Genomic DNA, 14814 nt, shown 5'->3' with positions numbered 1-14814 from the left:
CGATGTTGACGGACGCCTGGCCCCGCGGCCGCGCCTCACGGGTGGGCGACGCCGGGCGCCGCGTCCCGGCCGAGCTCGGCCAGCAGGTCCGGACCCAAGGCGGTGACGTCCCCCGCGCCCATCGTCAGGACGACGTCGCCGGCCGTGGCGCCCGCCGCGAGCGAGCGCACCGCCTCGGCGCGGTCCTCGGCGACGACGCGGTCCTCGGCGGCACCCGTGGTGAGGCGGGAGGCGATGAGGGACGAGTCGACGCCGGGCATCGGCTCCTCCCGGGCCGCGTACACGGGCAGCACGCGCACCACGTCCGCCCCGGAGAGGGCGGCGGCGAACTCGGCGGCGAAGTCCCGGGTGCGGGAGAACAGGTGGGGCTGGAACAGGACGTGCACGCGGGCGTCACCGGCCACGGCACGGCCGGCGGAGACCGCGGCGGCCACCTCCGTGGGATGGTGCGCGTAGTCGTCGAAGACCCGCACGCCGCGCGCGGCGCCACGGAACTCGAATCGGCGGGCCGTGCCCCGGAAGGCCTCGACGCCCCGCACGGCGGCCTCGAAGGCCATGCCCGCCCGGACGGCGGCCAGGACCACGGCGGCGGCGTTCAGCGCGTTGTGCCGGCCGGGCACCTGCAGGTGCAGGGTGCGCTCCGGTCCGTCCGCCATCCGGAACGTGGCGCGCTGGCCCACTCCGGTCTCGCCCGGCTCCACCGCGAGGTCGGTGACCAGCAGGTCCGGCACCACGCCGTCGCGGGGCGCCGACCCGTAGGTCACGACGTCGGCGGCCGCGTTGTCACGGGCCCACGCGGCGAGCTCCGCCGCGCCGGCGTCGTCGAGGCAGGCCACGAGGACCCCGCCCTGGGCGGCGGCCGGCAGCCCGCCCGCGAAGTCCCGGAAGACCTGGTGCACCGCCTCCTCGGTCCCGTAGTGGTCCAGGTGGTCGGCCTCCACGGTCGTGACGATCCCGATCGTGCTCGGGTAGTTCACCAGGGTGCCGTCGGACTCGTCGGCCTCCGCGATGAACCACTCGCCCCGGCCCGCCCGGGCGTTGGTGCCGAGCCCGGCGACGGCGGCGCCGACGGCGAACGTGGGGTCCCAGCCGGCGTCGGAGAAGGCCATGGCGGCCATGGAGGACGTGGTGGTCTTCCCGTGCGTGCCGGCGACGGCCAGCACCCGGTGGCCGCGCATGGCCAGGGCGAGGCCCTCGGAACGGTGCAGCACGCGCAGTCCGCGTGCCACGGCGGCGTCGTGCTCCGGGTTGCCCGGCCCGGCGATCGAGGAGGCGATCACCGTGGTGACGTCCCGGCCGAGGTGCGCGGCGTCGTAGCCGACCGTGATCCGGGCGCCGCCCGCGGCGAGCTCGCGCATCACGGGCAGGTCCTTCGCGTCGGAGCCGGACACCGCGACGCCCTGCTCCTGGAGGATGCGGGCGACCCCCGACACGCCCACGCCGCCGATCCCCAGCAGGTGCACGCGGCCCAGGTCGGCGAAGCGGCCCTCGGCCGCGGGACGGGTGCTCTCGTCGCGGCTCATCGCCGGGCTCCTTCCTGGGCGGCCGAGCGCACGAGGCCGGCCATGGTGACGTCCGCATCCCGGACGCCGAAGCGGGCGGCCGCCTCCCCCATGCGCGCGAGACGCTCGGGGTCGGTCGCCAACGGGATCAGCTGACGCTGCACCCACGCGCGCCCGAAGGCGTCGTCTCGGACGAGCAGCGCGCCCTCCGCCTCCACCACGGGGCGGGCGTTGAGCGCCTGCTCGCCGTTGCCGATGGGCAGGGGGACGTAGACGGCGGGCAGGCCGACCGCGGACACCTCGCAGACCGTGCCGGCGCCCGAGCGGGCCACGATCAGGTCGGCGGCGGCGTAGGCCTGCTCCATGCCCGCCAAGTACTCCCGCTGGACGTAGCCGTCCCGGACCAGCAGGCTGCCGTCGTCCTCGGTGAGGGCCTTGTCCCGACCGGTCAGGTGGAAGACCTGCAGACCGGCGTCGAGGAGGTCGCCCAGCGCGGCGCGCACAGTGCGGTTCACGGCCAGCGCACCCGAGCTGCCGCCGGTCACCACGACGGTGGTCCGGTCCGGGTCGAGGCCGAGGGCCTCACGGGCGGCACGGCCGGCGGCCGCCCGGTCCAGGCCGGAGATCTCGGGGCGCATCGGCATGCCCACCCAGCGGGCGCCGCGGAGGCGGGTGTCCGGCAGGGCGGTGCCGACGTGCGTGGCCCGCAGGGCGCCGATGCGGTTGGCCAGGCCGGGGCGGGCGTTGGCCTCGTGGACCACCACGGGCACACCGGCCCGGAACGCGGCGAGGTACACGGGGGTGGCGACGTAGCCGCCCACGCCCACGACGACGTCGGCGCGCCGGTCCCGCAGGATCCGGGCCGCCGTGGCGACCGCGGCGCGCATGCGGGCCGGGAAGCGGACGACGTCCATCGACGGGCGGCGCGGCATCGGGACCCGGTCGATCAGGTCGAGCTCGTAGCCCGCCTCGGGGACGAGACGCGTCTCCATGCCGGAGGCGGTGCCGACCATGGTGCACTCGACGGGGCCGCCGCCGTCATCCTCCAGGGCGCGGGCGATCGCGAGCATCGGGGAGATGTGGCCGGCGGTGCCGCCGCCGGCCAGCACCACCCGCAGGGGTCCGGAGGGATGAGAGGTCTGCGTCATCGGGGCTCCTGGAGGACGGGGGTGGGGATCACGGGGAGGGGGTCGGTGTCCGGCTCCTCCGCCTGCGGGCGGGCGTCCGGCTGCGCGGCACGGCGACGCTCGTGGCGGGCGAAGGCCAGCACGATGCCGACCGCGCTCAAGGACAGGGTGAGCGCGGAACCACCATAGGAGATGAAGGGCAGCGGGACGCCCACCACGGGGATGATCCCGGAGACCATCGCGATGTTGACGGACGCCTGGCCCACGAGCCAGGCCAGGATCCCCCACGTGGACAGGCGGATGAACGTGGACGTGGTCCCGGCGGCGACGCGGTAGATGCCGATCGCCAGGCCGAGGTAGGCCAGCAGCACCACCAGCGTGCCCACGAGCCCGAGCTCCTCGCCGAGGATGGTGAAGATGAAGTCGTTCTCGGCCTCCGGGATGTAGCTCCACTTCTGGCGGGACTGGCCGAGGCCCGCGCCCCACCAGCCGCCCGAGGCCAGGGCGTACATCCCGTGCGCCGGCTGGAAGCAGGGGTCGGTGGCGTCGGAGCAGTCCCCCAGCCAGGCCTGCACCCGGACCATGCGGTGCGGGGCGAGGAGGGTCAGGGCCAGGATGCTCAGCACGCTCAGCGCCAGGAAGGTGAGGAAGACCCCCCAGTGGGTGCCGGCCACGTACAGCACCGTGGCCAGCACGAGCGCGAGGATGATCGCGGTCCCGAGGTCGCTGCCCGCCATCACCAGGACCAGCAGCAACAGGCCGCCGGGCAGCACCGGGATCAGCGCGTGCCGCACCTGGGTGACGAGGCGGTGCTTGCGCTCCAGGACCGCCGCCGCCCACAGGGCCAGGGCGAGCTTGGCGGCCTCGGAGGGCTGCATCCGGAACCCGCCGATGCCGAGCCAGTTGCGATTGCCGCCCACGGTGACCCCGAGCGGGGAGAACGCGACCAGCGCGAGCAGGATCACGGCCACGCCGAACGCCGGCCAGGCGAGCGCCTTGAAGACGCGCACCGGCAGGCGCGAGAACACGAGCAGGGCCGCCACGCCCGCCACCGCCCAGGCGGTCTGGCGCAGGAACAGGGCGTACGAGCCGCCGCCGGTGCCGATCGCCTCGACGGAGGACGAGGAGAGCACCATCACGAGGCCCAGCACCGTGAGCAGGGCGGTGCAGCCGCTGATGAGCAGGACCGACAGGTCGAGGGCGCGGCGACCCTCGAGGACCCGCCACATCCGGCGCAGGAGCCGTTCCCGATGCTCGGGGGCGTCGTCGTCCGCGCCGGAGCGCACCGGGCGGAGCTCGATCGGGGACATGGCCCTCCTCACGGGGGAAGCGAGACGGTCGGGTGGGCGGCGGGTCAGTCGGCGTCGGGCGCGGCGTCGTCGTGCACGTCCCAGCCGTGCTCGCGCATCAGCCCGGCGACGGCCTCGATGAACGCCTCGCCGCGGGCCGCGTAGGAGCGGAACTGGTCCATCGACGCCGCGGCGGGCGCCATGAGCACGGTGTCGCCGGGGCGGGCCAGGCCGTCGGCCACGCGCACCGCCTCGGCCATCACGGCCGCACCGTCGGCGGGGCCGGTGCCGTCGGCCGCGGTGAGGGGGGCGTGGACGGGGACCTCGGGGGCGTGCGCGGCCAGGGCCGCGCGCAGGGCCGAGGTGTCCCTGCCCAGGAGCACCACCGCGCGGAGCCGGTCGGCGTGCGCGGCCACCAGCTCGTGATAGGTCACGCCCTTGGGCAGGCCGCCGGCCAGCCACACCACGGAGCTGAACGCCGCCAGCGACGCGTCCGCGGCGTGCGGGTTCGTCGCCTTGGAGTCGTTGACCCACATGACGTCGCGGGAGGTGGCCACGAGCTGGATGCGGTGCTCGCCGCGGTCGTAGGCGCGCAGGCCCTCGGCCACGGCCGCGGGGCTCACCCCGACGGCCCGGGTCAGCGCCGCCGCGGCGGCCGCGTTGGCCATGGTGTGGCGCGGCGCCACCGGGCCCAGGTCGGCGCGCTCGGCCAGGGCGATCGCCTCGTGACGCCGGTTGTCCAGGAACGCACGGTCCACGAGGATCCCGTCCACGACGCCGATGTCGGACAGGCCCGGGGTGTCCGTGGTGAAGCCGATCGCGCGGCAGCCCTCCTGGACGTCCGCGCGTTCCACGAGGGTGCGGGTCAGCGGGTCCTGCTCGTTGAACACGCAGGCCACCCGCGTGTTCGCATACACCTTGCCCTTGGCGGCGGCGTACTCGTCCATCGAGCCGTGCCAGTCCACGTGGTCCTCGGCGAGGTTCAGCACCGCGGACGAGGCCGGGGCCAGGCCGTGCGTCCAGTGCAGCTGGAAGCTGGAGAGCTCGAGGGCGAGCACGTCGAAACCCTCCGGGTCGCGGATCGCGTCGAGCACGGGGGTGCCGACGTTGCCGCAGGCCACCGCCCGACGGCCGTCCGCCCGCAGGATGGCCTCGACCATCGTCACGGTGGTCGTCTTGCCGTTCGTGCCCGTCAGGCACACCCAGTCGGCGGTCTTCCGCCCGGCGCGCTCGCGCAGCCGCCAGGCCAGTTCGACGTCGGACCAGATCGGCAGGCCCGCCGCGTGGGCGGCCATCAGCAGCGGCTGGTCCGGCCGCCAGCCCGGGGAGGTCACGACGAGGTCCGCGGCGGCGCCGTCGACCTCGGGCAGCGCCTGCGTGGCCGCCCGGTCGAGCAGGACCTCGCGGACCCCCACGATCCGCAGGGTCTCGGCGCGCGCCCGGTTCTCCGGGCCGCCGTCGCCGTCCACCACCACGACGGCGGCGCCCAGCTCGGCCAGGGTGTCGGCCACGGAGAAGCCGGTGACGCCCAGGCCCGTGACGACGACGCGCAGGCCGGCCCACCCCGGGGCGTCCCAGGACGTGAGGTCGGCGGTGCGGGCGGTGTCGGCGCGGGGCCGGCGCACCGGTGCGGGCGCGGCGTCGGACGCGGGGCCGGTCACGGGGTCACCCCCGCGAGGCCGCCCTGGCGGATGAGCCAGTCGCCGTAGAAGATCGCGAGCCCCACGGTGACGCACATCAGGGACAGCAGCCAGAAGCGGACCACGACGGTCACCTCGGCCCAGCCCTTGAGCTCGAAGTGGTGCTGCAGCGGCGCCATGAGGAACACGCGCTTGCCGCCGGAGACCTTGAACCAGCCCACCTGGATGATGACGGAGAGGGTGATCGCGACCATGAGGCCGGCCAGCACGGCCACCAGGATCTCGGTGCGCGTGAAGATCGCGAAGCCGGCCAGGGCGCCGCCCAGGCCCAGGGAGCCGGTGTCCCCCATGAAGATCTTGGCCGGGGAGGTGTTCCACCAGAGGAACCCCAGCAGGCTGCCCGTGAGGATCGCCGCGAGCAGGGCGAGGTCCATGGGGTCGCGGACCTCGTAGCAGCCGCGGGTGCCCTCGAGCGCACAGGACTGGCTCGCCTGGAAGAGCGACATCAGGACGTAGGCGCCCGTGATCATGGCGGTGGCGCCCGTGGCGAGCCCGTCGAGGCCGTCCGTGAGGTTCACGGCGTTCGTGGTGGCGGTGGTGATGAGGTTCGACCAGATCACGAACAGGATGACGCCGATCGCAGGTCCGGCGAAGGCCAGGTCGAGCCACGGGATGTCCCGGGCGAAGGAGATCGCCGTCGAGGCGGGGGTCAGGCCCCGCTCGTCCGGGAAGTTCAGGGCGAGGACGGCGAAGGCGGTGCCGATCAGGGCCTGGAGGATGATCTTGCCGCGCGGCGTCAGGCCGAGCGAGCGCTGCTTCGTGATCTTCGTGAAGTCGTCCACGAACCCGACGAAGGCCATGCCCACGGTGAGCAGCAGCAGGATGAGGCCGGAGGCCGTGGGCCCGCCGAAGTCGACGCCGAGCAGGGCGAGCAGCCCGTGGGTGATCAGGTACGCCAGCACGAGGGACCCGATGATGACCGCGCCGCCCATCGTGGGCGTGCCGCGCTTGGTCTTGTGGGTGGTCGGGCCGTCGTCGCGGACGAACTGGCCGTACCCGCGCTTGACGAGGAACCGGATGAACAGCGGGGTGCCGGCGGCCGAGAGGACCAGGCCGAGCACGCCGCCGATGAGCAGTCCGATCACGGTCGGGACTCCTTCGGGGAGGCGGAGGGGGCGGCGACGGCGTCGGCCGTGGCGAGGCGCTCGCCGAGGGCCGCGAGCCCGACGCCGTTGGAGGACTTGACGAGGACGAGGTCGCCGGGGCGCAGGTGCTCGGTGAGGAACGCCTCGGCCTGCGCGGCGTCGTCGACGAAGTGCGCCTCTTCGCCCCAGCTGCCCTCGTTGAGGGCGCCGATGTAGAGCGGCCGGGCTCCGGCGCCCACCACCAGCAGCTGGGCGATGTTCAGGCGCACCACGGACTCGCCCACGAGGGTGTGCTCACGGACGCGGGCATCGCCGAGCTCGAGCATCTCCCCCAGGACGGCCCAGGTGCGGCGGCCGCTGGAGCGGCCGAGGGTGGCCAGCGTCCGGAGCGCGGCGCGCATGGACTCGGGGTTGGCGTTGTACGCGTCATTGATGACCGTGACGCCGTCCGCGCGGTCGGTGCGCTCCATCCGGAAGCGGCTGGCGGGCCCGAGCCCGTCGAGACCACGGGCGATCTCGGCCGGGTCCATGCCGGCGGCGTGGGCGGCCGCGGCGGCGGCCAGCACGTTGTGCACGTGGTGCAGGCCGGTCAGTCCGGAGGCGACCGGGTGCCGCAGGGCGGCCTCCTCCGTCCCGACCTGCAGGTCGAACACGGGGCGCTCCTGGTCGTCGGCGTGCACGTCCCGTGCGGCGACGAGGCCCGACGCACGGCCGGCGGCCACGTCCTCGGCCGCGCGGGCGACGCCCCGCTCGTCCGCGGTGAACCAGGTGATCGGGGCGGCGGTCCGCGCCGCCATGCCGGCGACACGCTCGTCGTCGAGGTTGAGGACGGCGATGCCGTCGGGGCCGAGGGCCTCCACGAGCTCGCCCTTGGTGCGTGCGATGTTCGCCACGCCGCCGAAGCTGCCCGCGTGGGCGGTGCCCACCATGAGCACGACGCCGATGTCCGGGCGCACGAGGTCGCAGAGGTACGCGATGTTGCCGACGTGGTCCGCGCCCATCTCGACCACGAGGAAGCGCGTGTCCAGCTCCGCCCGGAACACCGTGAGCGGCACGCCGACCTCGCCGTTGTACGAGCCGACCGGTGCGACGGTGGGGCCCTGGGTGGCCAGCAGGGCGGCGAGCAGGTCCTTCGTGGTGGTCTTGCCGGCCGAGCCGGTGATGCCGATGACGGTGGTCGGGGAGTGCTCCCGGACGCGGCGCACGACCTCCCGGGCGAGCGCGCCCATCGCGAGCACGGCGTCCTCCACGAGGATCGCCGGGTGCGCGGCGCCGTCGGGGGCGTGCGTGGCGCGCTCGGCGAGCACAGCGGCGGCGCCGGCGCCCAGCGCGGCGTCGATGAAGTCGTGGCCGTCGGCGCGCTCCCCCGGCTTCGCCACGTAGAGCGTGCCCTCGGCGGTGACCTCCCGCGAGTCGGGGGTGACGTGCACCAGCACGGTGGCGGGGTCGAGGGTGGCCGAGAGCGTGCCGGACACGGTCTCGGCGATCTGGGCTGCGGTGAGAGCGATCATGACTCGATGACCTTACCCTCGCGGGCGGGGCCGGAGCCCGAGGCGGAGGCCGCCGCGACACGGGCTGCCAGGGCCTCGCGGAGGGCCACCCGATCGTCCAGCGGGACGAGCTCGCCGTCGTAGTCCATCGTGGTCTCGTGCCCGCGGCCGGCCAGGAGGATGCCGTCCTGCGGCCCCGCCAGCTCCACGGCGCGGCGGATGGCCGCGGCACGGTCGGCCACCTCCTCGATCACGACCGTGCGGCCCTCCTCCCGCGCGATGCGGTCGGCCTCGGCGCGGGCGCCGGCGAGGATGTGGGCACGGATCGGGGCCGGGTCCTCCGAGTGGGGGGTGTCGTCGGTGACGATCACCACATCCGCCGCCCGGGCCGCGATCGCGCCCATCACGGGCCGCTTGTCACGGTCACGGTCACCGGCGGAGCCGAACACGATCAGGGTGCGGCCGCGCGTCCCGGCCGCCGCCCGGGCGTCGGCGAGGGAGCGCAGCGCCTGGACCATGCCGTCCGGGTTGTGCGCGAAGTCGACGACGGCGTCCGGCTCGCGGCCCACGACCTCCATCCGTCCCGGGACGGCGGCGGCCAGAGGGCCCTCGCCCGCGGGCACGTCCAGGACGGCGGCGAGCGCGTCCAGGTGCTCCTCCCCCACGGCGTGCAGCACGAGCAGGACCGCGAGTGCCGCGTTGGCCACGTTGAAGCGGCCCGGCAGACCGACGGAGGCCCGCAGCTCCCGGCCCGTGGCCGCGTGGCGCAGCGTGAAGCGGTGGCCGAGGCCGTCCGGCGCGAGCTCGGCGACCTCCCAGTCCGCCCGGAAACCGGGGTCGTGCTCGGCCAGGGCGCCCGGCGTCGGCGCGGCCGGCCCGAGGGCGAGCGTGGTGACGGGAGCGCCGGCGGCCCGGGCCATGGCGACGCCCCAGCGGGGCCCCTCGCCGCCGTCGAGCGTGATGACGGCGTGGTCGGTGCGGGCGGGGTCGAACAGACCGGCCTTGGCCGCGAAGTACTCCTGCATCGAGCCGTGCATGTCCAGGTGGTCCTGGGTCAGGTTGGTGAACCCGGCCACCGCGTAGCGCAGGCCGGCGATCCGCTGGTACGCCACGGCGTGGGAGGAGACCTCCATGACGGCGGTGTCCACCTCCTCCTCGCGCATGAGCGCCATGAGGGCGTGCAGCTGGGTGGCCTCGGGCGTGGTGAGCGTGGAGGGGACCTCCCGCTCCCCCGCGCGGATCAGGATCGTGCCCACGATGCCCGACCGGCGCCCCAGGGCCTCGAGCAGGGCGGCGGCGAGGAAGCTCGTGGTGGTCTTGCCGTTGGTGCCGGTCACGCCGAGCAGGCGCGGGCCGGCGTCGCCCCCGCCGCCGTAGACGCGGGCCGCCACGGTGCCGGCGGCGGTGCGCACGGCGTCGACCTCGAGCACCGGGACGTCGGCCAGGCCCTGCTCCGCCAGGAGCGCGCGGCCCGCCGCGTCCGTCAGGACGCCGACGGCGCCGGCCTCCAGCGCCGTGGCCGCGAACGCCGCGCCGTGGGCGCGCGCCCCCGGGACGGCGACGTAGAGGTCGCCCGGGCGCACGACACGCGAGTCGAGGCTGACCCCCGTGACGCCGTCGGCCGGGGCCGCGCCGTGGACGTGGGCCGCGATCCCCGCCCCGGCCAGCGCCTGTGCGAGGGCGGGCCAGGGCGTGGCGGGGGTGTGGGAGGGCCGGAAGGCGGCGTCCTGCTGGGCCGGGGTCAGCGGCGCAGGGGGGTCGCTCGGGGTGGTCATGGGGGTGCTCCTGGGGTGCTCGGGGCCGGCGGCGTGGGTCACCACGGCCGGTCCTGTGGATCGTCCACGAAGACGCGGTAGTCGTTCGGCTCGGCTCCGGTGGCGGGCACGTCCGCCTGGCGGAGCATGTACTCCATGATCGTGGCGGCCGCGACGGACACGTCCCGGGAGCCCTGCTTCGACGGCGGCCGATGCAGGGACACGGACACCACGAAGCGGGGGTCGTCGAGCGGGGCGACGGCGGTGAAGCCGAGGTTGTAGCCGTCGTACGTGCCGGTGTCGCTCGCGGCCTCGGCGGTGGAGGACTTGCCGCCCACGCGATACCCGGGGATCGCGGCGGCCTTGCTGGTGCCCTGCGTCACGACGGTCTCCATCATGCGGAGCATCTGCGCCGCCGTCTCCTCGGAGACCACGCGGTGGGGCTCCGCGGACGACTCCCAGCGCTTCTCCGCGGCGTCGCCGTCCACCGTGGCGTCGATCAGCCGGGCCGGGATCAGCACGCCGCCGTTGGCGAGGGCCTGGTACATCTGGGCGGTGTGCAGGGTGGTCTGGGTGTAGCCCTGGCCGAAGGCCGTGGTCAGGCGCTGGCGGCCGTCCCACTGCTCGGGCGGGACGAGGACGCTGCCCGCCTGCTGCGGCAGGCCGAGGTCGATGGGCTGGCCGACCCCGAAGGAGCGCATGTACTCGTAGCGCTGCTCGTCCGTGATCTTCTCGGCGATCTGCACCGTGCCCGTGTTGTAGGAGCGCGCGTAGATGCCTGCCGCGGTCATGTCGAACGTCGGGTGCGGGGAGAAGTCCCGGATGGTCTGCCCGTCGAAGTCCTGGCTGCCGGGGACGGTGAAGCCGTCCGTGGCGGTGACCTTCCCGGCGTCGACGGCGGCCGCGATCGGCAGCGCCTTGCCCGTGGAGCCCGGCTCGTACGGGGTGCTCATCACGGTGGAGGTGCGGAAGTTCCCCTCGGTGGCGTCGGGGTCGGCGGGGTCCACCGTGGTGGAGTCCGCCATGACGATCACGTCGCCCGTCTTCACGTCCATCACGACGGCGTTCGCCCACTCCGCCTCGTACTCGGCGGCGAGGGCGCCGAGGGTCTCCTGCGCGAACCACTGGGCGTCCTTGTCCACGGTCAGGCGCAGGTCGGCGCCGTCCACGGCCGGAACCTCCTCGAGCGGGGCGTTGGGGATGCGGATGCCGTCTGCGCCCACCTCGAACGTGCGGGTGCCCGGGGTGCCGGTCATGACGTCGTCCTGGCTGAGCTCGAGGCCCTCGAGGGCGGTGCCGTCGCCACCCATGAAGCCGATGATGCTGCCGGCGACCGACCCGTTCGGGTAGGTGCGGCGGTCCACCGCCTCGGAGAGCAGGCCCGGCACGTTGAGCGCCATGGCCTTGTCCCGCACCTCCGGGGTCACGGAGCGACGCACCACGGCGTACGGGCGGGAGCCGATGGTGGCCTCGCGCACCTCCTCCTCCGACATGCCGAGCACCTCGGCCAGGCTGGCCAGGCGGGAGTCCACGTCCACCAGCACGGTCTCCCGGGCCTCGCGGTCCCATTCGTTGAAGTCCTTGACGAGGCGCTGGTCCACGACGATGTCGTATCGGCGCACGCTGGCGGCCAGCACGTCGCCGTCGCGGTCCAGGATGGACCCGCGCTGCGGCAGGGTCTCCTGGTGGGTCAGGCGCTGGTCCATGGCCGCCGCGGCCTGCCCCGTGGGGTCGATGCCCTGCACGTAGACGAGCCGCAGTGCGAGCCCGCCGAGCAGGACGAAGACGAGCAGGAGAAGGATGCGGGTGCGCACGGCGGGGTGCCCGGGAGCGGGCCCGACCGTCGATCCGCCGCGGGGAAGGTGCGAGGCGGGACGGTCGATCAACGGTCGGCGGCGTCCTGGTCGGGGGCGGCGGAGGCGTCCTCGCCGCCGAGGGTGCGCGGTCCCTCGATCTCGTCCTGGCCGTCGTCGGACGCCCCCTGGCGGACCGCGTCCGCGTCCGCCGGCGGCGCGACGTAGGTGGCGGAGATGTCGCCGTCCTGGGCCGCCTGGGCCTCGCCGCCGAACTGGCCCGTGCCCGCGTCCACGGAGGCGGTGCCGGCGGGGGCGACCATCCCGAGGGCGTCGGCGCGCGCGGCCAGGTTCTGCGGCGCCTCGAGGTGGCCCACCTGCTCGGCCAGCCGCTCATTGGTCTCGGTGACGGCCTGCTGCTCCTGGCGCAGGTCCAGGAGGGCGTACTGCCGGTTGGACATCGTGATGTTCATGACGAGCACCGCCGCGAGCGCGGCGAGCACCACGAGGACGCACAGCACGGTCACGCCGGAGCGGGATCGGGGCAGCGGGGCGGGCACCACCGAGAGCGGCGTGCGCTCCTGCGGAGCCGGCCGCGCGGGGGCGACGGGGGTCGACCCGGGGCGCAGCGACTCTGCGATCCGTGCGTGTGCGGCCATGCTCATCTCCTCGTGCAGCGTCATGCCGTGGTCCTGGACGTCCTGATCTTCTCAACCGCACGCACTTTCGCGGAGGAGGCGCGACGGTTCTCTGAGATTTCTTCTTCGGTGGGCTTCTCGGTGCCGCGGGTGAGCACCCGCACCACGGGTTCGTGCTCCTCCAGCACCACCGGGAACCCCGGGGGCGCCGTGGACGTGGCCCACGCGCTCAGGTGCCGCTTCGTGATCCGGTCCTCGAGGGAGTGGTAGCTCATCACCACGAGGCGGCCGCCCACGTGGAGGGCGTCGAGGATGGCGGGCACGGCGGCGTCGAGGATGTCGAGCTCCTCGTTCACGGCGATGCGCAGGGCCTGGAAGGTGCGCTTGGCCGGGTGCCCGCCGGTGGCCCCCGCGGCGACGGGGACGGCCGAGCGGATCACCTCGACGAGGCGGCCGGTGGTCTCGATGGGGGCCTCGGCGCGGGCCCGGACGATGGCCCGTGCGATGGGGCCGGCGAAGCGCTCCTCACCGTCGCGACGGATGATCCGGCGCAGCTCCTGCTCGTCCAGCTCCGCCACGAGCGTCGCGGCGGAGCGCTCGGCGGTGTCGTCCATGCGCATGTCCAGCGGAGCGTCGTAGGAGTAGGCGAAGCCACGCTCCCGGTCGTCCAGCTGGTAGGAGGACACGCCGAGGTCGTAGAGCGCGGCGTCGACCTTCGTGACGCCCGCGGCGGCCATGGCCTCGGGCACCCGGTCGTAGGTGCCGTGGAAGGGGATCAGACGGTCGGCGAGGGGGCCGAGGCGCTCGGCGGCCATGGCCTGGGCGTGGGCGTCGCGGTCGATGCCGATGACGCGCAGCTGGGGGAACCGCGCCAGCAGGGCCTCGGTGTGCCCGCCCATGCCCAGCGTGCCGTCGACGGTGACGGGCGTGCGGCCGGCCTCGAGCGCGGCCTGGACGGCGGGGGCGAGGAGGTCGACGACGCGGTCCCGCATCACGGGCAGGTGGCGGTCCTCGGGGCGCGGCTGGCCTGCGTCCACTCTCGACCTCCTGCTCACATCGCGGTCCTGGCGGACCTCAGGCGGGATCCCCATCCGTCCGCCGCCGCGCCTGGCCCAGGGGAAGACGGGTCAGGTGCGGCGGCGTCGGCTGGAGGTCGCGCTCGAGGTCGGGTGGTCACGGTCAGAAGACGCCGGGCAGGACGTCCTCGTCGGTCTCGGAGAAGGCGGCTTCCTGCTCGGCGAGGTAGGTGTTCCAGGACTCCGAGTCCCAGATCTCCACCCGCGTCCCCGCGCCGATCACGGTCACGTCCCGGTCCAGCCCCGCGTACTGCCGCAGCGGCGCCGGCACGGTCACCCGACCCTGCTTGTCCGGGACCTCGTCCGACGCCCCCGAGAGGAAGACGCGGATGTAGTCACGGGCCTGGCGGGAGGACAGTGGAGCCGACCTCATCTGCTCGTGGACCCGCTCGAACTCACGAGCGCTGAACACGTAGACGCAGCGCTCCTGACCCCGGGTCAGGACCAGCCCCTCCGCCAGCTCCTCGCGGAACTTGGCGGGGAGGATCAGCCGGGACTTCTCGTCGAGCCGGGGAGTGTACGTGCCCAAGAACACGGCACACCCCCTGGCTCGTCGAGCGGTCCCTCCCGACCAAGGTCGGGACCCATGCTCTCTCCTTTCCTCCACATTACCCCACTTCCCTCCACCCTCAACCCCGGAACGCGGGTCACGGCGCCACGGGCGTGTCGAGGCCCCCGGGTCCGGCGCGCCATCCCGCGGATCCCGGGACCGGTGTCGTCGTGGAGGGAAGTGGAGGACCGGTGGGCCCCGGTGGAGGGCCGCGGCGACGACGGAGCCTCGGGCAGCGGAAAGGCCCCGATCCGGAGCGGATCGGGGCCTGGAGTGGAGGATAGTGGGGGCCCGGCGGGCCAGGCGCTCAGTCGCCTCCGGCGCGCCGCTCGTCCCAGCGCCGCTCGAGGCGGCCCATGAAGTCGCCGCTCCCCTGCCGCCGCTGTGCGCCCGACCGGCGGGCCTCCGGGCCCGAGGCCCCGGAGGCGACAGCGCGGGGCCGCGTGGTCAGCAGGAAGATGCCGGCCCCGATGACGGCGACGCCGAGCACGCCCAGGAGGATCGCGTGGTTGGCGACCCCGAGGACCACGACGAGCAGCCCGACCACGGCGAGGACGGCCCCGGCCACGACGCGACCCACGGGCAGCCGGTGCCGCCCCGTGTCCGCCATCTGGGTGGCCAGCCGGGGGTCCTCGGTGCGCAGCTGCTGCTCCAGCTGGTCCAGCATCCGCTGCTCATGCTCTGAGAGGGGCATGGCGACTCCTTCGAACGCGGCCTCCGACACCTCCGGGACCGGGAGGGGACGCCCGCGCGTCCGACTTGCCCTCCAGGATAGGACCTGCCGCCCCACCCTAGCTGTTGTGGGTCATG

The 14814-nt window shown here is 74.6% G+C and carries 12 protein-coding genes; all 12 read right to left on the bottom strand.

Going from position 1 to position 14814, the window contains the following annotated elements:
* Positions 1-35: 35 nt before the first annotated feature.
* The 12 genes from murC to SJ20_RS07485 all read right to left on the bottom strand — a co-directional run bounded on the left by murC (position 36) and on the right by SJ20_RS07485 (position 14698).
* Positions 36-1523 (bottom strand): UDP-N-acetylmuramate--L-alanine ligase, encoded by a 1488-nt coding sequence (gene murC / locus SJ20_RS07540; protein ID WP_044659505.1) that lies wholly within the window; start codon positions 1521-1523, stop codon positions 36-38.
* Entirely contained in the window at positions 1520-2650 is a 1131-nt protein-coding gene (gene murG, locus SJ20_RS07535) for an undecaprenyldiphospho-muramoylpentapeptide beta-N-acetylglucosaminyltransferase (RefSeq protein WP_041102719.1), read from the bottom strand. The genes murC and murG overlap by 4 nt, the downstream gene beginning before the upstream one ends.
* Positions 2647-3939: a putative lipid II flippase FtsW gene (ftsW, locus tag SJ20_RS07530; protein ID WP_044659504.1), complete on the bottom strand. Its 1293-nt coding sequence runs from the start codon at positions 3937-3939 to the stop codon at positions 2647-2649. The genes murG and ftsW overlap by 4 nt, the downstream gene beginning before the upstream one ends.
* A 44-nt stretch (positions 3940-3983) precedes the next feature.
* Positions 3984-5579 (bottom strand): UDP-N-acetylmuramoyl-L-alanine--D-glutamate ligase, encoded by a 1596-nt coding sequence (murD, locus tag SJ20_RS07525; protein ID WP_044659503.1) that lies wholly within the window; start codon positions 5577-5579, stop codon positions 3984-3986.
* Positions 5576-6703, bottom strand: coding sequence for a phospho-N-acetylmuramoyl-pentapeptide-transferase (gene mraY, locus SJ20_RS07520; RefSeq protein WP_044659502.1), 1128 nt, complete (start codon positions 6701-6703; stop codon positions 5576-5578). The genes murD and mraY overlap by 4 nt, the downstream gene beginning before the upstream one ends.
* Positions 6700-8214, bottom strand: coding sequence for a UDP-N-acetylmuramoyl-tripeptide--D-alanyl-D-alanine ligase (gene murF, locus SJ20_RS07515; protein WP_044659501.1), 1515 nt, complete (start codon positions 8212-8214; stop codon positions 6700-6702). The genes mraY and murF overlap by 4 nt, the downstream gene beginning before the upstream one ends.
* Positions 8211-9968, bottom strand: a complete 1758-nt coding sequence (locus SJ20_RS07510; protein ID WP_044659500.1) for a Mur ligase family protein — start codon at positions 9966-9968, stop codon at positions 8211-8213. The genes murF and SJ20_RS07510 overlap by 4 nt, the downstream gene beginning before the upstream one ends.
* A gap of 38 nt (positions 9969-10006) precedes the next feature.
* Positions 10007-11761 carry a penicillin-binding protein 2 gene (locus SJ20_RS07505; protein WP_235281275.1) on the bottom strand — a complete coding sequence of 585 codons (1755 nt, stop codon included), beginning with the start codon at positions 11759-11761 and terminating at the stop codon, positions 10007-10009.
* Between the two features lie 68 nt (positions 11762-11829).
* Positions 11830-12399, bottom strand: a complete 570-nt coding sequence (locus tag SJ20_RS07500) for a hypothetical protein (protein ID WP_225348539.1) — start codon at positions 12397-12399, stop codon at positions 11830-11832.
* Between the two features lie 20 nt (positions 12400-12419).
* Positions 12420-13415: a 16S rRNA (cytosine(1402)-N(4))-methyltransferase RsmH gene (rsmH, locus tag SJ20_RS07495; RefSeq protein WP_044659497.1), complete on the bottom strand. Its 996-nt coding sequence runs from the start codon at positions 13413-13415 to the stop codon at positions 12420-12422.
* 142 nt (positions 13416-13557) lie between these two features.
* Positions 13558-13989 carry a division/cell wall cluster transcriptional repressor MraZ gene (gene mraZ, locus SJ20_RS07490; RefSeq protein ID WP_044659496.1) on the bottom strand — a complete coding sequence of 144 codons (432 nt, stop codon included), beginning with the start codon at positions 13987-13989 and terminating at the stop codon, positions 13558-13560.
* 322 nt (positions 13990-14311) lie between these two features.
* The gene (locus tag SJ20_RS07485) at positions 14312-14698 is read right to left on the bottom strand and encodes a DUF3040 domain-containing protein (RefSeq protein WP_044659495.1); all 387 of its coding nucleotides are present in this window, start codon (positions 14696-14698) and stop codon (positions 14312-14314) included.
* Positions 14699-14814 lie beyond the last annotated feature (116 nt).

This window comes from Micrococcus sp. MS-ASIII-49 (assembly GCF_000946635.1).
In the GTDB taxonomy this organism is placed as follows: Bacteria; Actinomycetota; Actinomycetes; order Actinomycetales; family Micrococcaceae; genus Micrococcus; species Micrococcus luteus.
The sequence above is the reverse complement of the archived record's forward strand: the minus strand, read 5'-3'. Positions and strand labels throughout refer to the sequence as shown.

Excerpts from the sequence above, each read along its gene's own strand:
- murF (WP_044659501.1), bottom strand. The coding sequence starts at position 8,214 with ATGATCGCTCTCACCGCAGCCCAGATCGCCGAGACCGTGTCCGGCACG.
- SJ20_RS07510 (WP_044659500.1), bottom strand. The coding sequence starts at position 9,968 with ATGACCACCCCGAGCGACCCCCCTGCGCCGCTGACCCCGGCCCAGCAG.
- murC (WP_044659505.1), bottom strand. The coding sequence starts at position 1,523 with ATGAGCCGCGACGAGAGCACCCGTCCCGCGGCCGAGGGCCGCTTCGCC.
- ftsW (WP_044659504.1), bottom strand. The coding sequence starts at position 3,939 with ATGTCCCCGATCGAGCTCCGCCCGGTGCGCTCCGGCGCGGACGACGAC.
- murG (WP_041102719.1), bottom strand. The coding sequence starts at position 2,650 with ATGACGCAGACCTCTCATCCCTCCGGACCCCTGCGGGTGGTGCTGGCC.
- SJ20_RS07485 (WP_044659495.1), bottom strand. The coding sequence starts at position 14,698 with ATGCCCCTCTCAGAGCATGAGCAGCGGATGCTGGACCAGCTGGAGCAG.
- SJ20_RS07500 (WP_225348539.1), bottom strand. The coding sequence starts at position 12,399 with ATGGCCGCACACGCACGGATCGCAGAGTCGCTGCGCCCCGGGTCGACC.